Origin of the sequence: Cellulosimicrobium sp. TH-20 (assembly GCF_002105775.1) — a bacterium.
In the GTDB taxonomy this organism is placed as follows: domain Bacteria; phylum Actinomycetota; class Actinomycetes; order Actinomycetales; family Cellulomonadaceae; genus Cellulosimicrobium; species Cellulosimicrobium funkei.
Genome location: NZ_CP020857.1, coordinates 3495568 through 3516745 on the forward strand (window position 1 = coordinate 3495568; position 21178 = coordinate 3516745).

The window sequence follows — 21178 nt, forward strand, 5'->3', positions numbered from 1 at the left end:
GCCCGCGCGTCGTCTCGCCGGGAGGACCGGTGCCGTGCCCTGCCGACGTGCCCCGCCGCTGCGCCCCGCCGCTGTGCCCGCCGGTCCGCAGCGCTAGCGTGCGCCGACGACGGCGCGACGGCCGCGCAGGGCGAGCGCCGCGGCGACGGCGATGCCCGCCACGGTCACGACGAGCAGCGCCCGGTAGTCCACGACCCCGACGAGCGCGGCCCCCACCACGGTGAGCAGGAGCTGGGGCACGTTGAGCAGCATGGTGCTCGCCGCGGCCACCCGGCCCTGGAGCGCGGGCGGCGTGCGGAGCTGGCGCTCGGTGACGAACCCGACGATCGCCCACGTGACACCGAGGCCGACGCCGCCGAGCCCGACGACGACCGCCACCACGCTGGTGCCGGTCGCCGGGACGATGCCGAGCGCGAGCACGACCAGCCCCAGCGCGACGAGGCGCTGCGCGCCCCACCGGGCCGCGAGCCGGGCGGCGGTGAGGCCGGCCACGATCGCGGTCACGGCCTGGACGGACGAGACCGGGCCGAGCAGCGCGGCGGGCAGGCCGAGGCCGTCCTCGACGATCGCGAGGCTCACGGCGTTGAGCAGGCCCACCGCCCCGAACGCGACGACGAGCGCGACGGTGAGGACGCCGAGCGGGGCCGTCCGCGCGAGGTGCCGGAAGCCCGCCGTCACCTCGGCGAGGTACGGCTCGCGCTCGTCGGCCGGCGCCGTCTCGCGCACCCGCACGCGCGTCACCACCGCGGCCGCGACGACGAACGCGCCCGACGCGGCCAGGACGAGCGGCCACACGCCGGCCACCGCGTAGACGCCCGCGCCGACGACGGGCATGAGCAGGCGGAACACCTGGTCGATCGTCGTGAGGCGGCCGTTCGCGGCGGCGAGCGCGTCGTCGGGCAGCATGTCGCGCACGAGCCCGGACTGCGCCGCGGACGTCGCGAACCCGACCCCCGAGTACACGACCGTCACGAGGAGCACGAGCCACACCTGACCCGGCCCGCGGACGAGGAGGAGCGCGAGCAGCACGGCCGCGCCGACGAGGTACGTCGCGACGAGCATCCGGCGGCGGGACACCCGGTCGGCGAGCTGGCCGAGGAACGGCGACGCGAGGGCGGGCAGGCCCAGCGCGGCGAACACGAGCCCGGCCGCACCGTTCGATCCCGTGAGGTCCTTGACCCACACGGCGAGGATGATCGCGAGCACCGAGTCGGCGAAGTTGGTGAACCCCCACGCGACCGAGAGCAGGCGGAACGGTCGCCCGCGGAGCGCGGCCCGCGCGTCCGCTCCCGGCGGCGTGACCTCGCTCCGCGGCGCGCCCGCCGCGGTCGGTGCGGCGGCCGCTGCGGTCGGTGCGGTGTCCGCAGTCGGTGCCGCGGCCGTCGGCTCGGGCGGGGTGGTCACCGGTGGTCCGCGGGCGGGTCGGCGTTGACGACGGCGAACAGCCGCGCCGGTCGCGCGCCCTCGGGGCGCAGCCCCGGGTCCTCCCAGCGCCCGGCGAACCGGTCGGTGAGCGCCTCGACCTCGCGCGCGAGCGCGTCGAGCTCCTCGCGCGTCGCGTAGAACGACGACGCGCTGAGCGTGGAGGCGAGCAGCCACCGCGGGTCCTCCGCCGCGGCGGAGGCGAGCCACGCTCGCACGCGCGCCGCCTCCTGGCCGAGCACGAGGTCGGCCACGGCGCTCGCCGCGGGCAGCGACTCGGGCACGTCGGGGTCGAAGCGGGTCTGGCGCCCGCGCCCGACCGTCCGCCACGGGCGCTCCTTGCCGCGCCGCTCGGCGGCCTCGACGTAGCCGTACTTCGCGAGCATGCGCAGGTGGAACGAGCAGCTCGCGACCGACTCGCCCGTGACCTCGGCGCAGCGCGTGGCCGTGACCTCGCCCTCGTCGTCGAGCAGCGCGAGGATCCGCAGGCGCAGGGGGTGCGCGAGGGCGCGGATGCTCGCCGGGTCGGTCGCGACGACCGGCTCCGGCGGGATCGTGCTCGCGGGGGTGCCCGGCGCGGGGCGGTCGGCAGCGGTCGTCATGGCGACGACGCTATGTTACGAAAGATATCTTGCGCAAGAGTTCTTTCTTACGATTCCTCGGGCGGCGCCTCGGCGGGCCACGGGGATGCCCCCGGTCGAGCCAGCAGGTCGTGCACCCGGCTGACCGCGACCACGACGCCGAGCACGGCCACGGCCAGGCAGAGCCCGGCGAGGACGTCCGTGAGGAAGTGGTACCCGAGGTAGAGCCGGCTCAGCGCCACGGTCCCGACGACGAGCACCGACGCCACGCCCCAGACCGTGAGCACGCGCGCGTCGCGGTGGCGGTGCCACACGAGGTAGCCCCCGACGAGCACGAGCGCCGCCGCGCCGATCGTGTGGCCCGACGGGAACGAGAACGACCGCTCCACCCCAGCCACGACCATCGAGACGTCCGGGGGGCGCGGTCGCGCGATCACGGCCTTGAGCACGCTCGAGACGAGGGTCGCGAGCACCATCGCCCCGGCGAGCAGGCCCGGCTCCCACCACGTCCCCGAGCGGCGGGCCCACACGACGCACCCCACCGCCACGAGGACGGGCAGCACGAACGGGCCGAACACGTTCGTCACGACCGTCAGCACCCCCGTGGCGACGGGAGTCCGGTGCGCGACCATCCAGGCCAGCAGCGGCTCGTCGAACCGCCAGAGGTCGTCCCGCTCCCGGACGGAGTCCAGCAGGCCGGCGAAGCCCAGGACGCCGACCAGGACCAGGAGCACCCCCGGCCAGACGCTCACGAGCACCGCCCGCGGCGACGTGCCCTCCTTCGACCCGCTCGTCGTCGCACCCATCCCCGGAGGCTACGGAACGCGGGCCGACGACGCAGCGCGGCACGGTCCCGGGCCGACCCTCCGACGGACCGGACGGGCCCCCGGGCGGTCCTGGCGAAAATCCCGTGCGCCCCCGGCGCCCGGCGTGGTCGTATGAGCACACACCGCGGTGGCGTCCGTCCGGTCCGTACCGGGCGGTGGAGGGTCCGGCCAGACCCACGAACCCAGCGTCACGAGAGCAGCACCATGCATCCCTTGATCACGTACGACGTGGCGGCCCTCAGCCGTCGCGAGCAGCTGCAGGAGCAGACCCTGCGCCGGTCGCAGCTGCGCCGCACCACGACCCGCGTCCCGGCGCACACCCGGCAGGCCCGCCTGTCGCGCCGCACCGCATGACGCGCACCGAGCGCTCGTCACGCCGGGGGCGCACCCCGCCGGGCGAGAGCGCGACCCGTCGAAGGCCTCGGCCGTCCGGACCCTCCGTGGACCGGACCGCCGGGGCCTTCCTCGTGCGCGACTAGGCTGTGGGCGTGAGCCCTGTGAACGCGAACGAACGCATCGTCTGGATCGACTGCGAGATGACCGGGCTCGACCTGGGCGCCGACGCCCTCGTCGAGGTCGCCGCGGTCGTCACCGACTCCGAGCTCAACGTGCTCGGCGACGGGGTCGACGTCCTCGTCCGCCCCCCGGCCGAGGCCCTCGAGCAGATGGGCGACTTCGTGCGCCAGATGCACACGACGTCCGGCCTGCTGGACGAGCTCGACGAGGGCCTGACGCTGGCCGAGGCCGAGCAGCGCGTCCTGGACTACGTCCGCACCTGGGTGCCGGAGCCCGGGAAGGCGCCCCTCGCCGGGAACTCCGTCGGGACGGACAAGGCGTTCCTCGACCGCGACATGCCGGCCCTCATGAGCCACCTGCACTACCGGATCATCGACGTCTCCTCCGTCAAGGAGCTCTCGCGCCGCTGGTACCCGCGCGCCTACTTCTCCTCTCCCGAGAAGCACGGCGGGCACCGCGCGCTCGCCGACATCCTCGAGAGCATCGACGAGCTGCGCTACTACCGCGCCGCCGTCTTCGTGCCCGCGCCGGGGCCGGACTCGGCGACCGCCCGCAAGATCGCGGAGCAGGTCGTCACGACGAGCGTGACCCGGGGGCGCACGCGCCCCGCCGAGGGCGCGGACGCCTCCGACGACCCGGCCGTGGCGACCGTCACAGGGGCCGGCGAGGCCTGACGCGAGAAAGGCGTCCAGGAGCACCCCGCGGACCGGGTACACTTTTCGACGGCCGGTGCTCCAGGCGCCGGTCCGTGAGCACGGCTCACATGGTGGGTATAGCTCAGCTGGTAGAGCACCTGGTTGTGGTCCAGGGGGTCGCGGGTTCAAGTCCCGTTACTCACCCCAGACGGCGAGGGCCGGTCTCCGCACGGAGACCGGCCCTCGTCGCGTCCCGGGCCCGACGCGCCCTCCGTCGGCGCGCTCCGGGCTGCTCACGGCGCGCGGTGCGACGCGACGGCGAGGACGCCACCGAGGCCGATCATCATCCCGCCGCCCGCGGCCCGCACCGTGCCGAGGCGCCGGGGCGACGACGCGAACCACGACCGGGCCGCGCCCGCTGCCAGCGCCCAGACGCTGTCGCACACGAACGCGATGACGGTGAAGACGAGCCCGAGCACCATCATCTGCCCGGGCACGCGGCCCGCGTGGAAGTCGGTGAACTGCGGCAGCACCGCGACGAAGAACACGATCGTCTTGGGGTTGGTCACCCCCACGACGTAGCCCTGCCGCACCACGCGCCACCAGGGCTCGCGGACGGGGGCGTCGTCGACGGCGACGGTCCCGTCGCGCCGGTGGCGGATCGCCTGGACGCCGAGCCACACGAGGTACGCGGCACCGACGAGCTTGACGACCGTGAAGATCGCGACCGACGTCGCGACGACCGTCCCGACCCCGAGCGCCACCGCGACCACGAGCGTGAGCGCGCCCAGCTCGTTGCCGAGCACGCTGAGCACGCCGCCGCGGTGGCCCAGCGTGAGCGAGCGGCCGACGACGAAGAGCACGCTCGGGCCCGGGATCGCGACGAGCACGAGGGAGGCGAGCGCGAAGGCGAGGAGGGCGTCGAGGTGCGGCACAGCGCCACGATAGGACGGGGCGTGACGCGCGTCACGGGCGAATCCGGGCCCGCCGCTCGGACGCGGGGTCGAGCGGGCCACGGGGCCGGGCACGGAGCGGGCCGTCGGGGCGGACGGCCCGGTGGTCCGGGTGCGGCGTGTCGGTGGTTCGTCGTACGGTCTGGGAGACGCGCGGCACTGCGCTCGACGAGCCGAACCGCGGTCGTGGTTGGGTGGAGGCCGTTCACCGACTGTCGGGAGGCAGCACCCCATGATCGAGTTCCGATCGGTCACGAAGACGTACCCCGACGGCACGGCCGCGGTCGCCGACTTCGACCTCGTCATCCCACCCCACCGCACCACGGTGCTCGTCGGCTCCTCCGGGAGCGGCAAGACGACGCTCCTGCGCATGATCAACCGGATGGTCGAGCCCACGTCGGGCACGATCGAGATCGACGGCAGCTCCGTCCTCGACCGCGACCCGGTGAAGCTGCGGCGCAGCATCGGGTACGTCCTGCAGAACGGCGGGCTGCTCCCCCACTACAAGGTCGTCGACAACGTGACGACGGTCCTGCGCCTCGAGGGCACGCCCCGGCGACAGGCGCGCGAGCGCGCCCTCGAGCTCCTCGACACCGTCGGACTCGACCGCGCGCTCGCGGACCGCTACCCGAGCCAGCTCTCGGGGGGCCAGCAGCAGCGCGTGGGCGTCGCTCGCGCGCTCGCCGCGGACCCGAACATCCTGCTCATGGACGAGCCGTTCGGCGCGGTGGACCCGATCGTGCGGGCCGAGCTCCAGACCGAGACCATCCGGCTGCAGCGGGAGCTGGAGAAGACGGTCGTCTTCGTCACGCACGACGTCGACGAGGCCTTCCTGCTCGGCGACCAGGTCGTGATCCTCGAGAAGGGGGCGCAGATCGCGCAGATCGGGTCCCCGAGCGAGATCCTCGAGAACCCCGCGAGCGAGTTCGTCGCGAGCTTCATCGGCGCCGAGCGCGGCCGTCGTGCGCTGCGCACGAAGCGGACGGACCACGGCACGGTCCTCGTCGACGGCGCGGGCCGGACCCAGGGCGTGCTCGTCGGCGACGCCCCCGAGGACGGCGCATGACCTGGGTCCTGGACAACCTCGACCTCATCGGCCGCCTGACCGTCGAGCACCTGCGCCAGTGCGTCGTGCCGATCGTCCTGGGCTTCGTCGTCTCGATCCCGCTGGGCTGGCTCGCGTTCCGGTTCCGCCTCACGCGGGGTCTCGTGCTCACGCTCGTCGGGCTGCTCTACACGATCCCGTCGCTCGCGCTCTTCGCGCTGCTCCCGCCGCTCCTCGGCATCAGCTTTCTGTCCGAGGTCAACCTGGTCGTCGCGCTGACGATCTACGCGGTGGCGATCATGACGCGGTTCGTCGCCGACGCCCTGGCGTCGGTCGACCCGACCGTCCGGCAGGCGGCCCTCGCCGTCGGGTACGGGCCGTGGCGACGCTTCTGGCAGGTCGACCTCCCGCTCGCCGGCCCGGTGGTGCTCGCCGGGCTGCGCGTCACGGCCGTCTCGACCATCTCGCTCGCGACGGTCGGCATCCTCATCGGGATCGACAACCTCGGCTACCTCTTCACCAACGGCTACCAGCGACAGATCGTCGCCGAGATCCTCTCGGGCGTCGTCGCCGTCGTCGTGATCGCCCTGCTCGTCGACCTGCTGCTCGTGCTCGCCGGACGAGCGGTCATGCCCTGGTCCCGGAAGGTGCGCGCATGAACGTCTTCTCCGACGCGGTCGCCTGGATCTTCTCCCCCGACCGGCTCACGGGCGCGCTCCCGCTGCCCGAGGCGATCTGGACCCACCTCGCGTTCACGTTCGTCGCGGTGCTGATCGCCGCGGCGATCGCGATCCCCGCGGGCTGGGCGATCGGACACACCGGGCGCGGGCGGGAGGTCGCGGTCGCCCTGTCGGGCGCGGCACGCGCCGTGCCCTCGTTCGGGCTCGTCCTGCTGCTCGTGCTCGTGCTCGGGGTGACGCACAAGATCGCCGCGTCGGTCACGGCGTTCGTGCTCCTCGCGATCCCGCCCATCCTCGCGGGGGCGTACGCCGGTATCGAGGCCGTCGAGCGGCGCGTGGTCGACGGCGCGCGGTCCGTCGGCATGACCGGGTGGCAGGTCCTCCTCAAGGCCGAGGTGCCGCTCGGGCTGCCGCTGCTCATCGGCGGGCTGCGGTCCGCGACGCTCCAGGTCGTCGCCACCGTGACGCTCGCCGGCTACGTCGGCAACTGGGGACTCGGCTTCTACATCGTGCAGGGCATCCAGATCCGCGACTTCTCCCAGATCCTCGGGGCGGCCCTCGTCATCGTCGTGCTGGCCGTCGTGCTCGACGCACTGTTCGCGATCCTCCAACGGGTCGTCGTGCCGCGCGGCGTCACGGCGGGACGGTCCGTGGAGGACTCCCCGTCCCGGCGGCGCCGCCGCGCCCCCGAACCCACCACCGCCTGACGCGGACGGCCGCTCCCCCGCCGCACGCGCCGAACCGATCCCTCCCGGTCTCCGGGACGGCCCTCAGAAAGGCAGACACATGCGCACCACCCGACGCACCGCCGCCCTCGTCGCCACCGCGGCGACCGCCGTCCTCGCCCTCACCGCCTGCGGCGGCGGGTCCGACCCGCTCGCCGAGGACACCACGAGCGCCGACGGCGGCGGCAGCGCCTCGTCCGACACGATCGTCGTCGGCTCGCAGGCCTACTACTCGAACGAGATCATCGCGGAGATCTACGCGCAGGCGCTCGAGGCCGAGGGCTTCACGGTCGAGCGCAACTTCTCGATCGGTCAGCGCGACGCGTACATGCCCGCGCTCGAGAGCGGCGAGGTGCAGGTCTTCCCGGAGTACACGGGCAACCTGCTGCAGTTCTTCGACCCGGAGACCACGGCGACGTCGCCCGACGACGTGTACGCGGCGCTCCAGGAGGCGCTGCCCGACGGCCTCACGGTCCTCGACCAGTCGACCGCGACCGACCAGGACTCCTACAACGTCACCGAGGCGTTCGCGACGGAGCACGACCTCACCAGCCTGTCCGACCTCGCCGGTCTCGACGTGCCGCTCACGCTCGGCGGCCCCGCCGAACTCGAGCAGCGCCCGTACGGCCCGCAGGGGCTCAAGGACGTGTACGGCGTCGACGTGTCGTTCGTCGCGACGGGCGACACGACCGTCCAGGACCTCGTCGCCGGCACGGTGAACATCGCGAACGTGTTCAGCGCCGACCCGCGCATCCAGACGGAGAAGCTCGTCACGCTCGAGGACCCGGAGGGCCTGTTCCTCGCCTCGAACGTCGTGCCGCTCGTCAACGCGGACATCGCCGACGAGATCGCGGACGTCATCAACCCGGTGAGCGAGGCACTCACGCCCGAGGGCCTCGTCGCCCTCAACGTGGAGTCCACCGTCGACCAGCGTTCGCCCGAGGACATCGCCGCCGACTGGCTCTCGGAGAACGGTCTCGCCTGAGCGGGCCCGCGTCGCACGACGGCGGCCCGTCCCGGTTCCGGGACGGGCCGCCGTCGTCGTGCGTGGGGCCGGAGCAGCACCGCCGAGGACGCATCGCCGCGTCGCTGCGGGTCGTCCTGCTCGGCCGCCCGGTGGCGCGGGTCAGCGCGCGACGCGAGCCGCGATCGCGTCGGCGAACCGGTCGAGCGAGCCCGGGGCGAGCGCGAGGAACAGCGACGGCTCGGTGAGCTCGAGCTCGATGACGACGACGCCGCCGTCGTCGTTGCCCGTCACGACGTCCACGCGCGCGTAGAGGAAGCTCGCCGGGTCCCCGCCACCGACGGCGTCGGCCGCCACGGCGAGGGCGCGGCGCGCGACGTCGAGCTGCTCGTCGGACGCGGTGAACGGGCTCATCTCCTCCTGCTGGTAGAGGCCGCGCGTCGGGCGGTGCGGGCCGGTGAGCAGGGCGTTCTTGCGCACGGCGTGCGAGAACTCGCCGTCGACGAAGACGAGGCCCGTCTCCCCCGCGGTGTCGACGCTCGTCACGTAGGGCTGCACCATGACCTCGCGCCCGGAGACGAGCAGGTTCTTGGCGTGCTGGATCGCGAGCCCGCGCGAGTGCGCCTCGCCCGCCTGGTACCGGCCCGTGTCCTTCGCGCCCGCGCTGACCACGGGCTTGATGACGAAGTCGCCCTGGGCGGGCAGGCGCGTGTGGATCGCGCGCGAGGAGAGGTTGCGCGCCGGGTCGAGCCACAGCGTCGGGATGACGGGGATGCCCGCGCCCTCGAGCTCGCGCAGGTAGCCCTTGTCGGTGTTCCAGCGCAGCACCTGCTCCGCGTTGAGGATGCGGGGGACCCGGCTCGCCCACGCGACGAACTCGTCGCGCCGGGCCGAGTAGTCCCAGGTCGAGCGCACGACGACGGCGTCGAACGCGGCCCAGTCCACGTCGGGGTCGTCCCAGACGGCGGGCTGCGCCGCGACGCCCCGGGCGTCGAGCGCCCGCACGAGCGGCGCGTCGTCGGGGTCGAGCTGCGGGAGGACGGAGCACGTCGCGAGGGCGACGCGCGGGGCGGTGGTCTCGGTCGTCACGCCCCCGAGCCTAGGCGACCGGGCCGCGGCGCGGGCGCCGGGCCTGCGCCGGGTGGTCCCTACAGCCCGTACTCCTCGAGCAGCCGCAGCCACACCTCGCTCACCGTCGGGTACGACGGCACGGCGTGCCACAGCCTGCGCATCGGGACCTCCCCCACGACGGCGATCGTCGCGGCGTGCAGCATCTCCGCCGCGTCGGGGCCCACGAACGTGGCGCCGACGACGACCTCGCGCGCGGCGTCGACCACGAGCTGCGCGCTGCCCGCGTAGTCGGCGGAGCGCACCGAGGAGCCCGCGATGTTCGCGAGGTCGTAGCGCACGACGCGCACGTCGAGGCCCGCGTCGCGCGCGGACGACTCGGTGTGCCCGACGGCCGCCACCTCGGGCCGCGTGAACACGACCTGGGGCGAGGCGACGGCGTCGGCGGTCGCGGCGAACCGCGACCACGGCTCGGGGTCGGCGCCGACGGCGGGCGGCCGCTCGCCCGCGGTCGGGGCGTCCTCGGCGTCGGGGTCGCCGAAGCGCGCGGCGACGACGTCGCCCGCGACGCGGCCCTGGTACTTGCCCTGGTGGGTCGTCGCGACGCGACCGGTGACGTCGCCCGCCGCGTACAGCCACCCGGTGCCGGCCTCCGACCCGAGCCCCTGGACGAGCATCGTGTCGTCGACCTCCAGCGCGCGGCCGGGCGCGAGCCCGACGGAGTCGACCCCGAGGTCCTGGGTGCGCGGCACGCGGCCCGTCGCGACGAGCACGCGCTCGGCCGTGACGGGCGCCAGGTCGGGCGCGTCCCCGCCGTCCGCGGGACCGGTCGCCGCGAGGACGAGGCGCGCGCCGCCGTCGGGCAGCGGCTCGACGGCCTCCGTCGACACGCCGAGCCGCACGTCGACCCCCAGGTCCCGCAGCGACGCGGCGACCGCCTCGCCGGCCCAGGGCTCGGTGCGCCCGAGCAGGCCGCCCCGCGAGAGCACGCTCACGCGCGCCCCGAGGTCGGCGAACGCGACCGCCATCTCCGTCGCGACCACTCCCCCGCCGACGATCGCCAGCGACTCGGGCACGTCCTCGACCGCGGTCGCCTCGCGGCTCGTCCACGGGTTCGCGTCGGCCAGCCCGGGGACGTCCGGCAGGACCGGCACGCTGCCGGTCGCCACGATCACCGCGTGGCGGGCGGCGAGCCGGCGGGCGCGCGGCAGGTCGTCCGGGTCGGCGTCGGGCTCCTCGGCGACGACCTCCACGAGCCGCGGGCCGACGATCCGCCCGAGCCCGCGCACGAGCGTGAGGCCCGCGCCCTCGACCCACGAGACCTGGCCGGAGTCGTCCCAGTCCGAGACCATCTGGTCGCGCCGCGCGAGGACGGCGGCGACGTCGAGGTCGTCGCCGACGGTGACGCCCGGGACGCCCCGCGCCTCGGCCCGCACGGCCCCCGGGCGCAGGAGCGTCTTGGACGGCATGCACGCCCAGTACGAGCACTCGCCGCCCACGAGCTCGGCCTCGACGAGCGCCACGCTCAGGCCGGTGCGCGACGCGCGGTCGGCGGCGTTCTCGCCGACGGGCCCGCCGCCGATCACGATCACGTCGTACGTCTCGTCAGGGGTGGTCTCGGGCTGCGCGTCGGACGTCATGGGCCCATCCTCGCGCGACGGCCCGGTCGCCGCGCGGCGGTGCGACGGCGGGTCAGGCGACCCGGGCCTCGTCGAGCCGGTCGAGCACGTGCCGGACGGTCTGCGCGACGGTCCACCCGGTCGTGTCGACGTGCAGCCCGCCGGGCGTCGCGCGGGCCGCGGCGGCGAACTCCTCCGGGGTCCAGGCGCCGTACGCCTGCTTGTGGCGGCCGGCGTCGCGCGCGGCGAGCGTGGCGGCGTCCGGCGTCAGCACGACGGCGTAGCAGGGTCGGGTGCGCACGCGCGCCGTGAACCGCGCGAGGTCGGGGCCGAGCAGGATGTCCTGGACCACGGCCGTGACGCCCGCGGCCGCGTACGTGTCGGCAACCTGCGCCGCGAGCGCCTGCCGCAGGTCGAGCTGGGCCCGCGCCGCGCCGGTCAGGGGCGGTGCCGTCGACGCCTGGCCGCTGACCACGAACCGCCGGAACTGGTCTCCGCGCACGTGCGCGGCGAGCGGGAACGTGCGGGCGAGCGCGTCGGCGACCGTGGACTTCCCCGAGGCCATCGCCCCGGTGACGACGAGGACCGGCGTCTCCTCGCCCGGGACGACGGGGGCCGGGGTAGCGGAGGTCACGGCGCGACCGTACGGCGTCGTCCGCGCGCCGCGCGACGGAATTGCCGCGCGTGCGGACGCCCCCGGTCCGGGCCGGGGGCGTCCGCACGCGGCGCGGGGGCCGCCGTCGGGCTAGTGCACCGTCGCCTTCTCGGCGCCCGCCCCGGTGAGCGAGCGCACCTCCATCTCGGCGAACTTCTCGGGGTGCGGCTTCTCCCTGCTGAGGAGCGTCCCGACGATCCCGAGGAGGAACGCGAGCGGGATCGACACGATCCCGGGGTTGCTCAGGGGGAAGATCGCGAAGTCGATGTCCGTGTTCTTGATCATCGACAGGCTCGCGCCCGTCACCGGGTCGACCTTCCCGGACACGACGGGAGAGAACGCGATGAGCACGACGCACGAGATCAGGCCGCCGTACATGCTCCACAGCGCGCCCGCGGTGTTGAACCGCTTCCAGAACAGCGAGTAGAGGATCGTCGGGAGGTTCGCGCTCGCCGCGACGGCGAACGCGAGCGCCACGAGGAACGCGACGTTCTGACCCTGCGCGAAGATGCCGCCGAGGATCGCGAGGATCCCGATGACGACGACGGTGATGCGCGCGACCTTGACCTCGCCGTCGGGCTTGACCTCGCCGCGCTTGATGACGTTGGCGTAGATGTCGTGCGCGAAGCTCGCCGCCGCCGTGATGGTGAGCCCGGCGACGACGGCGAGGATGGTCGCGAACGCGACGGCGGAGATGAAGCCGAGGAGGATCTCGCCGCCGAGCGCGAACGCGAGCAGGGGTGCCGCGGAGTTCACGCCCCCTGGTGCGGAGCTGATCGTCTCCGGCCCCACGAGCGCGCCCGCCCCGTACCCGAGCACGAGGGTGAACAGGTAGAAGATGCCGATGAGCCAGATCGCCCACACGACCGACCGGCGGGCCTCCTTGGCGGAGGGCACGGTGTAGAAGCGCATGAGGACGTGCGGCAGGCCGGCGGTGCCGAGCACGAGCGCGAGGGCGAGCGACAGGAAGTCGAGCTTCGTGGTGCCGGTGGCGCCGTACTGCTTGCCGGGCTCGATGAGCGCCTCGCCGCCCGGGCCCGCCTTGTCGATCGCGCCCTGGAGCAGGTCGGACAGGTTGAAGCCGAACTTCGCGAGGACCCACACGGTCATGACGGCGGCACCCGCGATGAGCAGGACGGCCTTGATGATCTGGACCCAGGTGGTGCCCTTCATCCCGCCGACCAGCACGTAGAGGATCATCAGCGCGCCGACGACCGCGACGACGACGCTCTGGCCCGCCGTGGAGTCCACGCCGAGCAGCAGCGCCACGAGCCCGCCGGCCCCGGCCATCTGCGCGAGCAGGTAGAAGAACACGACGGCGAGGGTCGCGAGCGCCGCCGCCATGCGCACGGGCCGCTGCTTGAGCCGGAAGGACAGCACGTCGGCCATCGTGAACTTGCCGGTGTTGCGCAGGAGCTCGGCGACGAGCAGCAGCGCGACGAGCCACGCGACGAGGAAGCCGATCGAGTAGAGGAACCCGTCGTAGCCGTTGATCGCGATGGCGCCGCAGATCCCGAGGAAGCTCGCGGCGGACAGGTAGTCGCCCGCGATGGCGGTCCCGTTCTGCGGCCCGGTGAACGACCGTCCGCCCGCGTAGTAGTCCGCGGCGGACTTGTTCTGCCGGGACGCGCGCAGCACGATGACGAGGGTCACGGCGACGAACACGGCGAAGATCGCGACGTTGACGACGGGGTTCCCGACGTCCGTGGCCTCGGCGGCCAGGAGGTGCGCGCTCACAGCTCGTCCTCCTCGATCTCGCGGCGGAGCTCGTCCGCCTGGGCGTCGAAGCGCTTGTTGGCCCAGCGCGCGTAGATCATGGTGATCGCGAACGTGGACACGAACTGGCCGAGCCCGAGGAGCAGCCCGACGGTGACGTTCCCCCACACCCGGACGCTCATGAGGTCGTGCGCGTAGTTCGCCAGCAGCACGTAGACGAAGTACCACACGAGGAACAGCGCGGTCATCGGGAACACGAAGTTCCGGAAGCGTCGGCGCAGGTCCTGGAACTCGGGCGAGCGTTGCACCCGCTGGTAGTCGGTCTCTTCGGCGGGCCCCGGTCCGGGGGCGGCCGTCACGTCGGTCATGACGCCTCCGTTGGCTCATTCCGTGGACAGACAGAGAGCCCGCACCCCGCGGACGGTCGCCTGTCGACGCGACCGCACGCGACACTGCGTGCCCGGGGCGACCTTCCACCCCCGGCACAATGTGCCGTAGATCACTGTTGTCCGCAAGGACCGCGCGCGGCCCGTCGCGACGCCGTGCCGCGCGTCAGACGCGCACGTACTCCAGGTCGGTGATGACGCGCCCCGCGGCCTCGCCCTTGCGCTCGAACCCGGTGAGCACCCGGCCCTCGAAGCGCGGCGCGGCGTTCCCCGGCCCGTGCACGTTGCGCAGCCCCGGCGCGGCGTCCAGCACCTCGAGCATCTGCTCCGCGTACTCGGCCCAGTCGGTCGCGAGCCGCAGCGTCCCGCCGGTGCGGCCGTCGTCGCCCTCCCCCGGCGCGCGCAGAACGCGCTCGGCGAGCACCGCGAACGACGGCGTCACGAGGCGGCGCTTGTGGTGGCGGGACTTGTGCCAGGGGTCGGGGAAGAAGACCCAGAGCTCGTCGACGCTCCCCGCGGGCAGCGTGGTGGCGAGGACCTCGGCCGCGTTCGCCTGGACGAGCCGCACGTTCGTCAGGTCGCGCTGCGACGCGCGCAGCACGGTCTGGGCCAGCCCGGGCGCGTAGACCTCGACGGCGAGGAAGTCCGTGCCCGGCTCGCGCTCGGCGGCGGCGACGACGGCCTCGCCCTGGCCCGAGCCGATCTCGACGACGAGGCGCGCGTCGCGTCCGAAGGTGGCCGCGACGTCGAGCACGTGGTCCGGGTCCACGGACGTCCGCGCGACGTCGCGCGGCACGTCGACGACGTAGCGGTCCCGGTACGCGTCCCACGCACGCTGCTGGCGCGGCGCGAGGCGACCGCTGCGCCGCACGAACGACACGGGCTGGGTGCGGTAGCGCGGTGGGGCGTCGCCGGTCCCCGGGGTCGCGGAGGGGGCGCCGGTCACGGGCTCGTCGAGGGTCTCGGGGGTCGGTTCGGGCACCGCACTAGGGTACGGGCGCCTCGCGGGGGTCGTGCCGCGCGAGGCGCCCGGCCCGTCAGACGTACGCCGCGTACGCGGGCAGGTCGAGCACCCCGTTGCCCGACAGCCCGAGGACGATCACCTCGGGCTCCGTCGCCGCGCGCGCGTGCGCGACCGCCGCCGCCACGGCGTGCGTCGACTCCGGCGCGGGGATGATGCCCTCGCTGCGCGCGAACAGCGTCCCGGCCGTGAACGCCTCGTCCTGGTCGACGGCGACGGCGTCCATGAGCCCGAGGTGCACCGCGTGCGACACCATCGGCGACATACCGTGGTACCGCAGGCCGCCCGCGTGGATCGCCGGCGGGACGAAGTCCTTGCCGAGGGTGTGCATCTTGAGCAGCGGCGTGAGGCCCGCGACGTCGCCGAAGTCGTAGCGGTACTCGCCCTGCGTGAGCGACGGGCACGCGGCCGGCTCGCACGCGACGAGCCGCGTCGTCGTGCCCTCGCGCAGGTTGCGGCCGAGGAACGGGAACGTCAGGCCCGCGAGGTTCGACCCGCCGCCCGCGCAGCCGAACACGACGTCCGGCGCGCCCTCGCCCGCCTCGTCGAGCTGGACGAGCGCCTCCTGGCCGATGACGCTCTGGTGCAGCATCACGTGGTTGAGCACGCTGCCCAGCGCGTAGTGCGCCGCGGGGTCCTTCGCGGCCGTCTCGACCGCCTCGCTGATCGCCATGCCCAGCGAGCCGGTCGTCTCGGGGTCCGCGGCGAGCATCGCGCGCCCCGCCTCCGTGAGGTCCGACGGCGACGGGTGGCAGATCCCGCCGTAGACCTCCATCTGCGCGCGCCGGTACGGCTTGGCGTCGTACGACGCGCGCACCTGCCACACCTCGACGTCGAGCCCGAGCAGCGCGCCCGCGAACGACAGCGAGGCGCCCCACTGGCCCGCGCCGGTCTCGGTCGTCAGCCTTGTGGTGCCCTCGAGCGCGTTGTAGTACGCCTGCGCGACGGCGGTGTTCGGCTTGTGCGAGCCGACCGGGCTCACGCCCTCGTACTTGTAGTAGATGCGGGCCGGCGTGCCCAGGGCCCGCTCGAGGCGTCGCGCGCGCACGAGCGGCGACGGCCGCCACAGCGCGTAGATCTCGCGGATCGTCTGCGGGATCTCGACGTAGCGCTCCGTCGTCACCTCCTGCTGGACGAGCGCGAGCGGGAACAACGGCGCGAGGTCGTCGGGCGTGAGGGGCTCGCGCGTGCCCGGGTGCAGGTGCGGGGGCACCGGCTCGGGGAGGTCGGCCGCGAGGTTGTACCAGTGCGTCGGGACGGTCGAGGGCACCTCGGCGCCCGTCGGCTCGAGGGACCGGACGGGCAGGGCCGTCGGCGGGGTCTGCGGTGTCGTCATGCTCGGCTCCAGCTCAGGGGGACGGCCGCTGGGCCGACGACGCGCGCACCGGGTTCACCGAGGCCGCCCACGTCGTCGGGGCACGGCCGGATGAGGTCACCGGCCGTCAGGCGGCCGGCCACCAGGGGGTCACGGACGGGTGCGTCACGAGGGCGACCCTACCCCCGCCCGCACGCTCGGGACCACCGGCGCCCGGGCGAGGACGATGGGCTCTCGCGCGCGCGGGCGCGCGGGCGCTGGGATGGGAGCAGACGCCGGTCGACGGCAGTGCCGGCGCGGACGGAAGGAGCCGTCATGGTCAGCAACCACGTCCCGGGCAGGTTCGAGGGCCGCACGGCGATCGTCACCGGCGCGGGCGCCGGCATCGGCCGCGCGACGGTCGAGCGGCTGCTCGCGGAGGGCGCGCGCGTCGTCGCCACCGACGTGCGGGAGGACCGCCTCGACAAGCTCGTCGCCGACGTCGGCACGGACGCTCTCGTCACCGTGGCGGGCGACGTGAGCGCGCAGACCACGGTCGACGCGGTGGTCGCCGCCGCGGGCGGCCGGGTGGACGCCCTCGCCAACGTCGCCGGAATCATGGACGGCTTCCTGCCGAGCGCCGAGGTCGACGACGCGACGTGGGACCTCGTCATGACCGTCAACGTCACCGCGGTCATGCGCCTCACGCGCGCGGTCCTGCCCCTCATGCTCGAGGCGGGGAAGGGCTCGATCGTCAACGTCGGGTCGGAGGCGGGCTCGCGCGCGTCGGCGTCGGGCACCGCGTACGCGACGTCGAAGCACGCGGTCATCGGCTTCACGAAGAGCACCGCGTTCTTCTACACGCCCCGCGGCGTGCGGGCGAACGTCGTGGCCCCCGGGGCCGTCGCGACGAGCATCGAGGCGCCCTTCCGCTCGCAGTACGCGGGCGAGCGGCTCGGACCGGTCATGGCGACGACGGTCCCGCCGGCAGCGAGCGCCGACGAGCTGGCCGCGGCGATCACGTGGCTCCTGTCGGACGACTCGGCCAACGTCTCGGGCGCCGTCCTGCACAGCGACGGCGGGTGGGCCGCCGTCTGACCGTCCCCGCTCCCCTGGCAGCCGGGCGAGCGACGGAGCGGCCCCCGGACCGTCCGGTCCGGGGGCCGCCCTCGTGCCGTCGGCACCGCGTCAGCGGCGCGTCGGCAGCGCGTCAGCGCCGTGTCAGCCGCACGCGAGCGCGTCGTACGCGGCGTCGGCCGCGAAGGACCGGCCGTCCCCGCTCGCGCCGACGTGCGCGGCGCCCGCCGCGACGTCGGACGCCCGGACGGAGAACGCCTGGTACGCCGACGCGCCGGGTCGCACGCCCGTGACGGTGCGCTCGCCGAACGGCGTGCTGAGCGTGACGTCGACCGGGACGGTGTCCGCGTTGCGGGCCCGGACGGCGACGTAGGCCGTGCCGGCGAGGCACTGCGTTCGCGCCGTCGTCTCGACGACGAGGCCGTCCTCGGCGGGCGCCGTGGTGAACGTGCTGACCGGCGAGACGGCGGTGCCGCCGCCCGCGCTGGTGGCCGTGACGGTCCACGCGTGCGCGGCGCCCGGCTCGAGCCCGTCCCACGTGACGGTCGCGACCTCCCCCGACGGCACCGTGACGCTGCCGACCTCCTCGCCCGGCGCGTAGAGCGACACGGCGTCGGTCGCCAGGCTCGTGACGCGCGAGGTGAGGTCGACGGGGACGGTGAAGTCGTCCTCGCGGCCGTCGTAGCGCTGCTCGTCGTCGTACTCGGTGGCGCCGAAGTTCTCGAGCCACGGCGAGTAGGTGTCGACGATCATCTCGGAGCGGTCGACGTCGAACTGGAGCAGGCGCAGGAAGCTCGCGCCGAGCCGCAGGCCCTCGTCGGGCGCGTAGCCGCCGATCTCCGTGAGCCCCGCCTCTTCGGCCGTGACCTCGTAGAACTGGTAGTCGGCCAGCAGCTCGACGACCCCGCTGCCCGGCGTCCCGACGTCCTGGCGCACGTTGATGCCCACGCCGTGCCGGTGCCCCGCGAGGACGAGGAAGACGTTCGGGTTGGGCTCGACGACCTTGGCGTGCACGAGGCGGCCGTCGGGCGTCGAGATCTCGGAGTCACGACCGTCGGGGTTCGAGCTCGGCACGAGGTAGTCGTGCGTGAGCACGACCGCGTTGCGGTCGGGGAACTGCTTGAGGATGCCGTCCGCCCACGCGGCCTCCTCGTCCGTCACCCCGTACGACAGGTACACGGCGACGAAGTCGAGCCCGCCCGCGCTGAACAGGTCGTAGTGGTTCTGGTTGTCGCCCTCGCGCCACGGGCCGCCGTAGGACGCGTTCTCCCACCCCGCGGACAGGGCCTCGTAGCGCTCGGGGCCGTAGAACTCGTTGAAGAGCGCCCCGGGCCCGTTGTCCTGGCCCGTGAGGTTGTCGTGGTTGCCGGCGAGGACCCCGTTCGGGATGTTCGCGTCGTCGAGGATCTGCTGCGCGGACGAGGAGAACGCGTACTCGCCCCGGACCTGGGCGGCCATCGCGTCGTCGGCGGGCAGGCGCGTGTAGTTCTCGTTCACGTCGCCCGTGTGGCCCACGTACGCGATCCCGCGCGCCTCGGCGTTGTCCACGACCCACTGCGTGAGGTCCGTGTAGGCCTGCGCCCACACCGCGCGCTCCTCGGCCGTCTCCTGCTCGACCGCGCCCTCGGTGAGGTACTGCGTGTCGGTGAGGTGGACCAGGGAGAAGTCGTAGTCCTCGCGGGGCGCGAAGTCGGTCTCGTCGCGCGACCCGCCCGCGGCGATGTCGTCGGCGAAGGGGTCGGTGCCCGTCACGAGGACGTGCACGGTCCCGTCGGTGGCGGCGCTGTCGCGGAGCACGGTGCTCAGCGACGTCGTGCCCTCGACCGCGCCGCGCGCGGACGCGAGCGGCTCCCACCGCTCGCCGTCCCACAGGTGCAGCGTGGCGAGCCGTTGCGGGTCGACGACGCCCTCCCAGCGCACGACCTGGCCGGCGGTCGAGCCCTCGGCGGGCAGCTCGAAGCGCTGGTAGGTGACGTCGCGGCTCTGGGGCGAGTCGAGCGTCAGGTCGTCGCCCGGGGCGAGCGCGTCCGCCGCGGCGGGCTGCTCGCCCTCGACCGGGAGCGTCGTCGGGACCTCGGCCGACTCGCCCTGCGCGACGAGCGCGGGGGCGGTGACGTCGGCGCGGGAGAACGTGGCGGTGACGTCGCCGCCGCCGGGCGCCGCGACGCGCGCGGACAGGTCGACGCTCCCCGCGACGTCGCGCGTGCCGTGCGCGGGCGCGAGGTCGGTCGGGACGTCGGGCACGCCGAGGCTCGTGAACGCGATCTCGTGCGTGCTCGCGTTCCCGAGCACGTCCGTCGCGGTGACGACGAGCGTGTGCGCACCCGGGGCGAGCCCCGGGCCGACGGGCGCGCCGAGCTCGAGCGGCTCGCCGTCGAGCGTGACGTCGGGCCCGGACAGGACGCCGGACGCGTCCGCGAGCTCGACTGCGAGGCTCGTCGCGCTCGCGAGCTCCGCGCCCGCCGCCGGCGTGCTGGACACGATCGCGGGACCGGTGTTGTCGGTGGTCACCGTCCGGCGCGCGGCCGCACCCGCGGCGGTCGCCGACGTGATCGTGTGCTCGCCGTCGGCGAGCGTCGTCGTGTCGACGTCGGCCCGCAGGCCGGTCGCGGGCGCGTCGGCGTCGCGCGTCACGTCGAACGCGAGGTCGACCTCGCGCGGCTTCGTCGTGCTCGTGCCGCAGTCTCCGTCGCCCATCGAGTACGACGGCGCGATGCCCACGCCGGTCGCCGTGCCGTCGGTGACGTCGAGCGCGATCCCGGAGATGGCGAAGTCGTCGCGGTTGTCGCCGCACGCCGTCGGGTACGTGCCCGTGACGAACCGCACGACGTTGCGACCCGGGGACAGGAAGGCGTTCGGGACGTCGATCCGGACCGTCTCGCTCACGTAGTCGCGGTCCACGAGGTCGATGCGCTGCCCGTTGACGAGCAGGTGGTTGGTGTAGCGGGCCTCGATCGAGTTCGAGCCCACGGTGAAGACGAACCGCGACGAGCCGGTGCCGAGCGTCGCGACGGTGGTCAGCGGGGCGCCGTCCAGCTCGATGCCGACGGGCGGCTCGCCCCCGGCGGGCGGCGTGGCGAGCACGGTCTGCGGGCCGTGCAGCAGCGCGCCGTCCGCAGGGCGGATCACGGGCGCCCCCGGGGCGCCGTTGTTCACGGTGACCGCGCTCGTCGCGGTCGCGCCCGACGCGGTCGTCGCGGTGAGCGTGTGCGCGCCGTTCTCGAGCGTCGTGGTGTCGAGCTCCGCGGCGAGGCCGGTCGTGGCGGCCGGGTCCTGGTCGAGGTCGAACGTGAGGTCCGCCGAGAGGACGCGCGCCGTGTTCGTGCCGCACGAGCCGTCGCCGAACGCGTAGGAGAAGCTGTTGGCGGAGCCGTCGGCCGTCTCGCCCAGGAGCTCGAGCGACACGTCCGTGAGGTCGTAGTCGTCGTAGTTCGTGCCGCACGACGTCGTGACCGCACCGACGACGAACCGCACCCGGTTCTCGCCCGGCACGAGCCACCGCGCGGGCACGTCGAGCGCGACGCGCTCGGACACCATGTCCCGGTCGAGCTCGAGGCGCTCGCCGTTGACGAGCACGTGGCTGCCGTACCGCTTCTCGATCGAGTTGCTGCCGACGTCGAACAGCAGGCGCGCCGTCGCGGGCGTCGGGGAGGCGTCGAGGGCGGTGCCGTCGACCGCGAGCGCCGTGACGGCGTCGCCCGCGCGGACCGGGTCGGCCGCGACGCGCACCGTGCCGTCGAGGAACGTGCCGGTCGTCGGGCTCAGCACCGGCCGCGTCTCCGGGCCGGCCCCGGTGGACCGGGCGGCCGTCCGGTCGAGGGTCGGGGAGGCTCCCGGGGCGGTCGCGGCGGCGGCGCCGGGCGCGAGCAGGCCGGCGACCAGCACCGCCCCGAGCGCCCCGGCGACCGTGGCGCGGCGCCGCGCCCCACCGTCGGTCCGTCTGTCGGTGCGTCTCTCGGCGCGTCGCGAAGTCCTGTGCGTGGGCACGGACGTG

Annotated in this window: 19 protein-coding genes and 1 tRNA gene; 8 read left to right on the top strand and 12 right to left on the bottom strand. The window is 74.4% G+C overall.

What is annotated here, in order from left to right; all coding sequences use genetic code 11:
- Positions 1–93: 93 nt before the first annotated feature.
- Genes B8281_RS15555 through B8281_RS15565 form a run of 3 tightly spaced genes read right to left on the bottom strand, consistent with a single transcriptional unit; the run spans position 94 to position 2809 of the window.
- A complete protein-coding gene (locus B8281_RS15555) occupies positions 94–1404 on the bottom strand; it encodes an MFS transporter (RefSeq protein WP_198163077.1) in 1311 nt (436 codons plus the stop codon).
- A complete protein-coding gene (locus tag B8281_RS15560; RefSeq protein WP_085388181.1) occupies positions 1401–2024 on the bottom strand; it encodes a helix-turn-helix transcriptional regulator in 624 nt (207 codons plus the stop codon). Before B8281_RS15560 ends, B8281_RS15555 begins: the two co-directional genes overlap by 4 nt.
- A gap of 47 nt (positions 2025–2071) precedes the next feature.
- Positions 2072–2809: a phosphatase PAP2 family protein gene (locus tag B8281_RS15565; protein ID WP_085388182.1), complete on the bottom strand. Its 738-nt coding sequence runs from the start codon at positions 2807–2809 to the stop codon at positions 2072–2074.
- Positions 2810–3043: 234 nt separating this feature from the next.
- On the opposite strand from B8281_RS15565, the gene B8281_RS19320 reads away from it, so the two are divergent.
- The 3 genes from B8281_RS19320 to B8281_RS15575 all read left to right on the top strand — a co-directional run bounded on the left by B8281_RS19320 (position 3044) and on the right by B8281_RS15575 (position 4188).
- Complete coding sequence (locus B8281_RS19320; protein WP_157446647.1) at positions 3044–3184, top strand: hypothetical protein; 141 nt, start codon at positions 3044–3046, stop codon at positions 3182–3184.
- A gap of 182 nt (positions 3185–3366) precedes the next feature.
- Entirely contained in the window at positions 3367–4020 is a 654-nt protein-coding gene (orn, locus tag B8281_RS15570) for an oligoribonuclease (RefSeq protein WP_369824976.1), read from the top strand.
- 92 nt (positions 4021–4112) lie between these two features.
- Positions 4113–4188, top strand: a tRNA-His gene (locus B8281_RS15575).
- Between the two features lie 86 nt (positions 4189–4274).
- Here the strand turns inward: B8281_RS15575 and B8281_RS15580 are convergent.
- The gene (locus B8281_RS15580) at positions 4275–4916 is read right to left on the bottom strand and encodes a LysE family translocator (protein ID WP_232322589.1); all 642 of its coding nucleotides are present in this window, start codon (positions 4914–4916) and stop codon (positions 4275–4277) included.
- A 250-nt stretch (positions 4917–5166) separates the two neighbouring features.
- Here B8281_RS15580 and B8281_RS15585 point away from each other — a divergent pair, with 250 nt between their 5' ends.
- From B8281_RS15585 to B8281_RS15600, 4 genes are all read left to right on the top strand, one after another.
- Positions 5167–6000: an ABC transporter ATP-binding protein gene (locus B8281_RS15585; protein WP_034654058.1), complete on the top strand. Its 834-nt coding sequence runs from the start codon at positions 5167–5169 to the stop codon at positions 5998–6000.
- Positions 5997–6638, top strand: coding sequence for an ABC transporter permease (locus B8281_RS15590; protein ID WP_085388184.1), 642 nt, complete (start codon positions 5997–5999; stop codon positions 6636–6638). Before B8281_RS15585 ends, B8281_RS15590 begins: the two co-directional genes overlap by 4 nt.
- Positions 6635–7366, top strand: a complete 732-nt coding sequence (locus B8281_RS15595) for an ABC transporter permease (RefSeq protein WP_085388185.1) — start codon at positions 6635–6637, stop codon at positions 7364–7366. The genes B8281_RS15590 and B8281_RS15595 overlap by 4 nt, the downstream gene beginning before the upstream one ends.
- Before the next feature lie 79 nt (positions 7367–7445).
- The gene (locus B8281_RS15600) at positions 7446–8369 is read left to right on the top strand and encodes an ABC transporter substrate-binding protein (protein ID WP_085388186.1); all 924 of its coding nucleotides are present in this window, start codon (positions 7446–7448) and stop codon (positions 8367–8369) included.
- Positions 8370–8510: 141 nt separating this feature from the next.
- Here B8281_RS15600 and B8281_RS15605 read toward each other — a convergent pair whose 3' ends face one another.
- From B8281_RS15605 to B8281_RS15635, 7 genes are all read right to left on the bottom strand, one after another.
- A complete protein-coding gene (locus B8281_RS15605; protein ID WP_085388187.1) occupies positions 8511–9437 on the bottom strand; it encodes a RimK family alpha-L-glutamate ligase in 927 nt (308 codons plus the stop codon).
- Positions 9438–9496: 59 nt separating this feature from the next.
- The gene (locus B8281_RS15610) at positions 9497–11056 is read right to left on the bottom strand and encodes an NAD(P)/FAD-dependent oxidoreductase (protein WP_085388188.1); all 1560 of its coding nucleotides are present in this window, start codon (positions 11054–11056) and stop codon (positions 9497–9499) included.
- Positions 11057–11108: 52 nt separating this feature from the next.
- Complete coding sequence (locus B8281_RS15615) at positions 11109–11669, bottom strand: AAA family ATPase (protein WP_232322590.1); 561 nt, start codon at positions 11667–11669, stop codon at positions 11109–11111.
- Between the two features lie 111 nt (positions 11670–11780).
- Positions 11781–13427, bottom strand: a complete 1647-nt coding sequence (locus tag B8281_RS15620; protein WP_021482756.1) for a cation acetate symporter — start codon at positions 13425–13427, stop codon at positions 11781–11783.
- Positions 13424–13774, bottom strand: a complete 351-nt coding sequence (locus B8281_RS15625) for a DUF485 domain-containing protein (RefSeq protein ID WP_021482757.1) — start codon at positions 13772–13774, stop codon at positions 13424–13426. Before B8281_RS15625 ends, B8281_RS15620 begins: the two co-directional genes overlap by 4 nt.
- 184 nt (positions 13775–13958) lie before the next feature.
- Positions 13959–14774: a tRNA (guanosine(46)-N7)-methyltransferase TrmB gene (gene trmB / locus B8281_RS15630; protein WP_085388189.1), complete on the bottom strand. Its 816-nt coding sequence runs from the start codon at positions 14772–14774 to the stop codon at positions 13959–13961.
- Positions 14775–14829: 55 nt separating this feature from the next.
- On the bottom strand, positions 14830–16149 hold the full coding sequence (locus B8281_RS15635) for a TrpB-like pyridoxal phosphate-dependent enzyme (protein ID WP_085388190.1): 1320 nt from the start codon (positions 16147–16149) through the stop codon (positions 14830–14832).
- A 294-nt stretch (positions 16150–16443) separates the two neighbouring features.
- On the opposite strand from B8281_RS15635, the gene B8281_RS15640 reads away from it, so the two are divergent.
- Positions 16444–17205 (top strand): SDR family NAD(P)-dependent oxidoreductase, encoded by a 762-nt coding sequence (locus tag B8281_RS15640; RefSeq protein WP_085388191.1) that lies wholly within the window; start codon positions 16444–16446, stop codon positions 17203–17205.
- A 123-nt stretch (positions 17206–17328) separates the two neighbouring features.
- On the opposite strand, the gene B8281_RS15645 is transcribed toward B8281_RS15640, so the two are convergent.
- A complete protein-coding gene (locus tag B8281_RS15645; RefSeq protein WP_085388192.1) occupies positions 17329–21069 on the bottom strand; it encodes a metallophosphoesterase in 3741 nt (1246 codons plus the stop codon).
- Positions 21070–21178: the final 109 nt, after the last annotated feature.

Bases quoted from the DNA above. Each gene is read 5' to 3' on its own strand.
- B8281_RS15560 (WP_085388181.1), bottom strand. From the start codon at position 2,024: ATGACGACCGCTGCCGACCGCCCCGCGCCGGGCACCCCCGCGAGCACG.
- B8281_RS15565 (WP_085388182.1), bottom strand. From the start codon at position 2,809: ATGGGTGCGACGACGAGCGGGTCGAAGGAGGGCACGTCGCCGCGGGCG.
- orn (WP_369824976.1), top strand. From the start codon at position 3,367: ATGACCGGGCTCGACCTGGGCGCCGACGCCCTCGTCGAGGTCGCCGCG.
- B8281_RS15585 (WP_034654058.1), top strand. From the start codon at position 5,167: ATGATCGAGTTCCGATCGGTCACGAAGACGTACCCCGACGGCACGGCC.
- B8281_RS15590 (WP_085388184.1), top strand. From the start codon at position 5,997: ATGACCTGGGTCCTGGACAACCTCGACCTCATCGGCCGCCTGACCGTC.
- B8281_RS15595 (WP_085388185.1), top strand. From the start codon at position 6,635: ATGAACGTCTTCTCCGACGCGGTCGCCTGGATCTTCTCCCCCGACCGG.
- B8281_RS15600 (WP_085388186.1), top strand. From the start codon at position 7,446: ATGCGCACCACCCGACGCACCGCCGCCCTCGTCGCCACCGCGGCGACC.
- B8281_RS15610 (WP_085388188.1), bottom strand. From the start codon at position 11,056: ATGACGTCCGACGCGCAGCCCGAGACCACCCCTGACGAGACGTACGAC.
- B8281_RS15625 (WP_021482757.1), bottom strand. From the start codon at position 13,774: ATGACCGACGTGACGGCCGCCCCCGGACCGGGGCCCGCCGAAGAGACC.
- B8281_RS15635 (WP_085388190.1), bottom strand. From the start codon at position 16,149: ATGACGACACCGCAGACCCCGCCGACGGCCCTGCCCGTCCGGTCCCTC.
- B8281_RS15640 (WP_085388191.1), top strand. From the start codon at position 16,444: ATGGTCAGCAACCACGTCCCGGGCAGGTTCGAGGGCCGCACGGCGATC.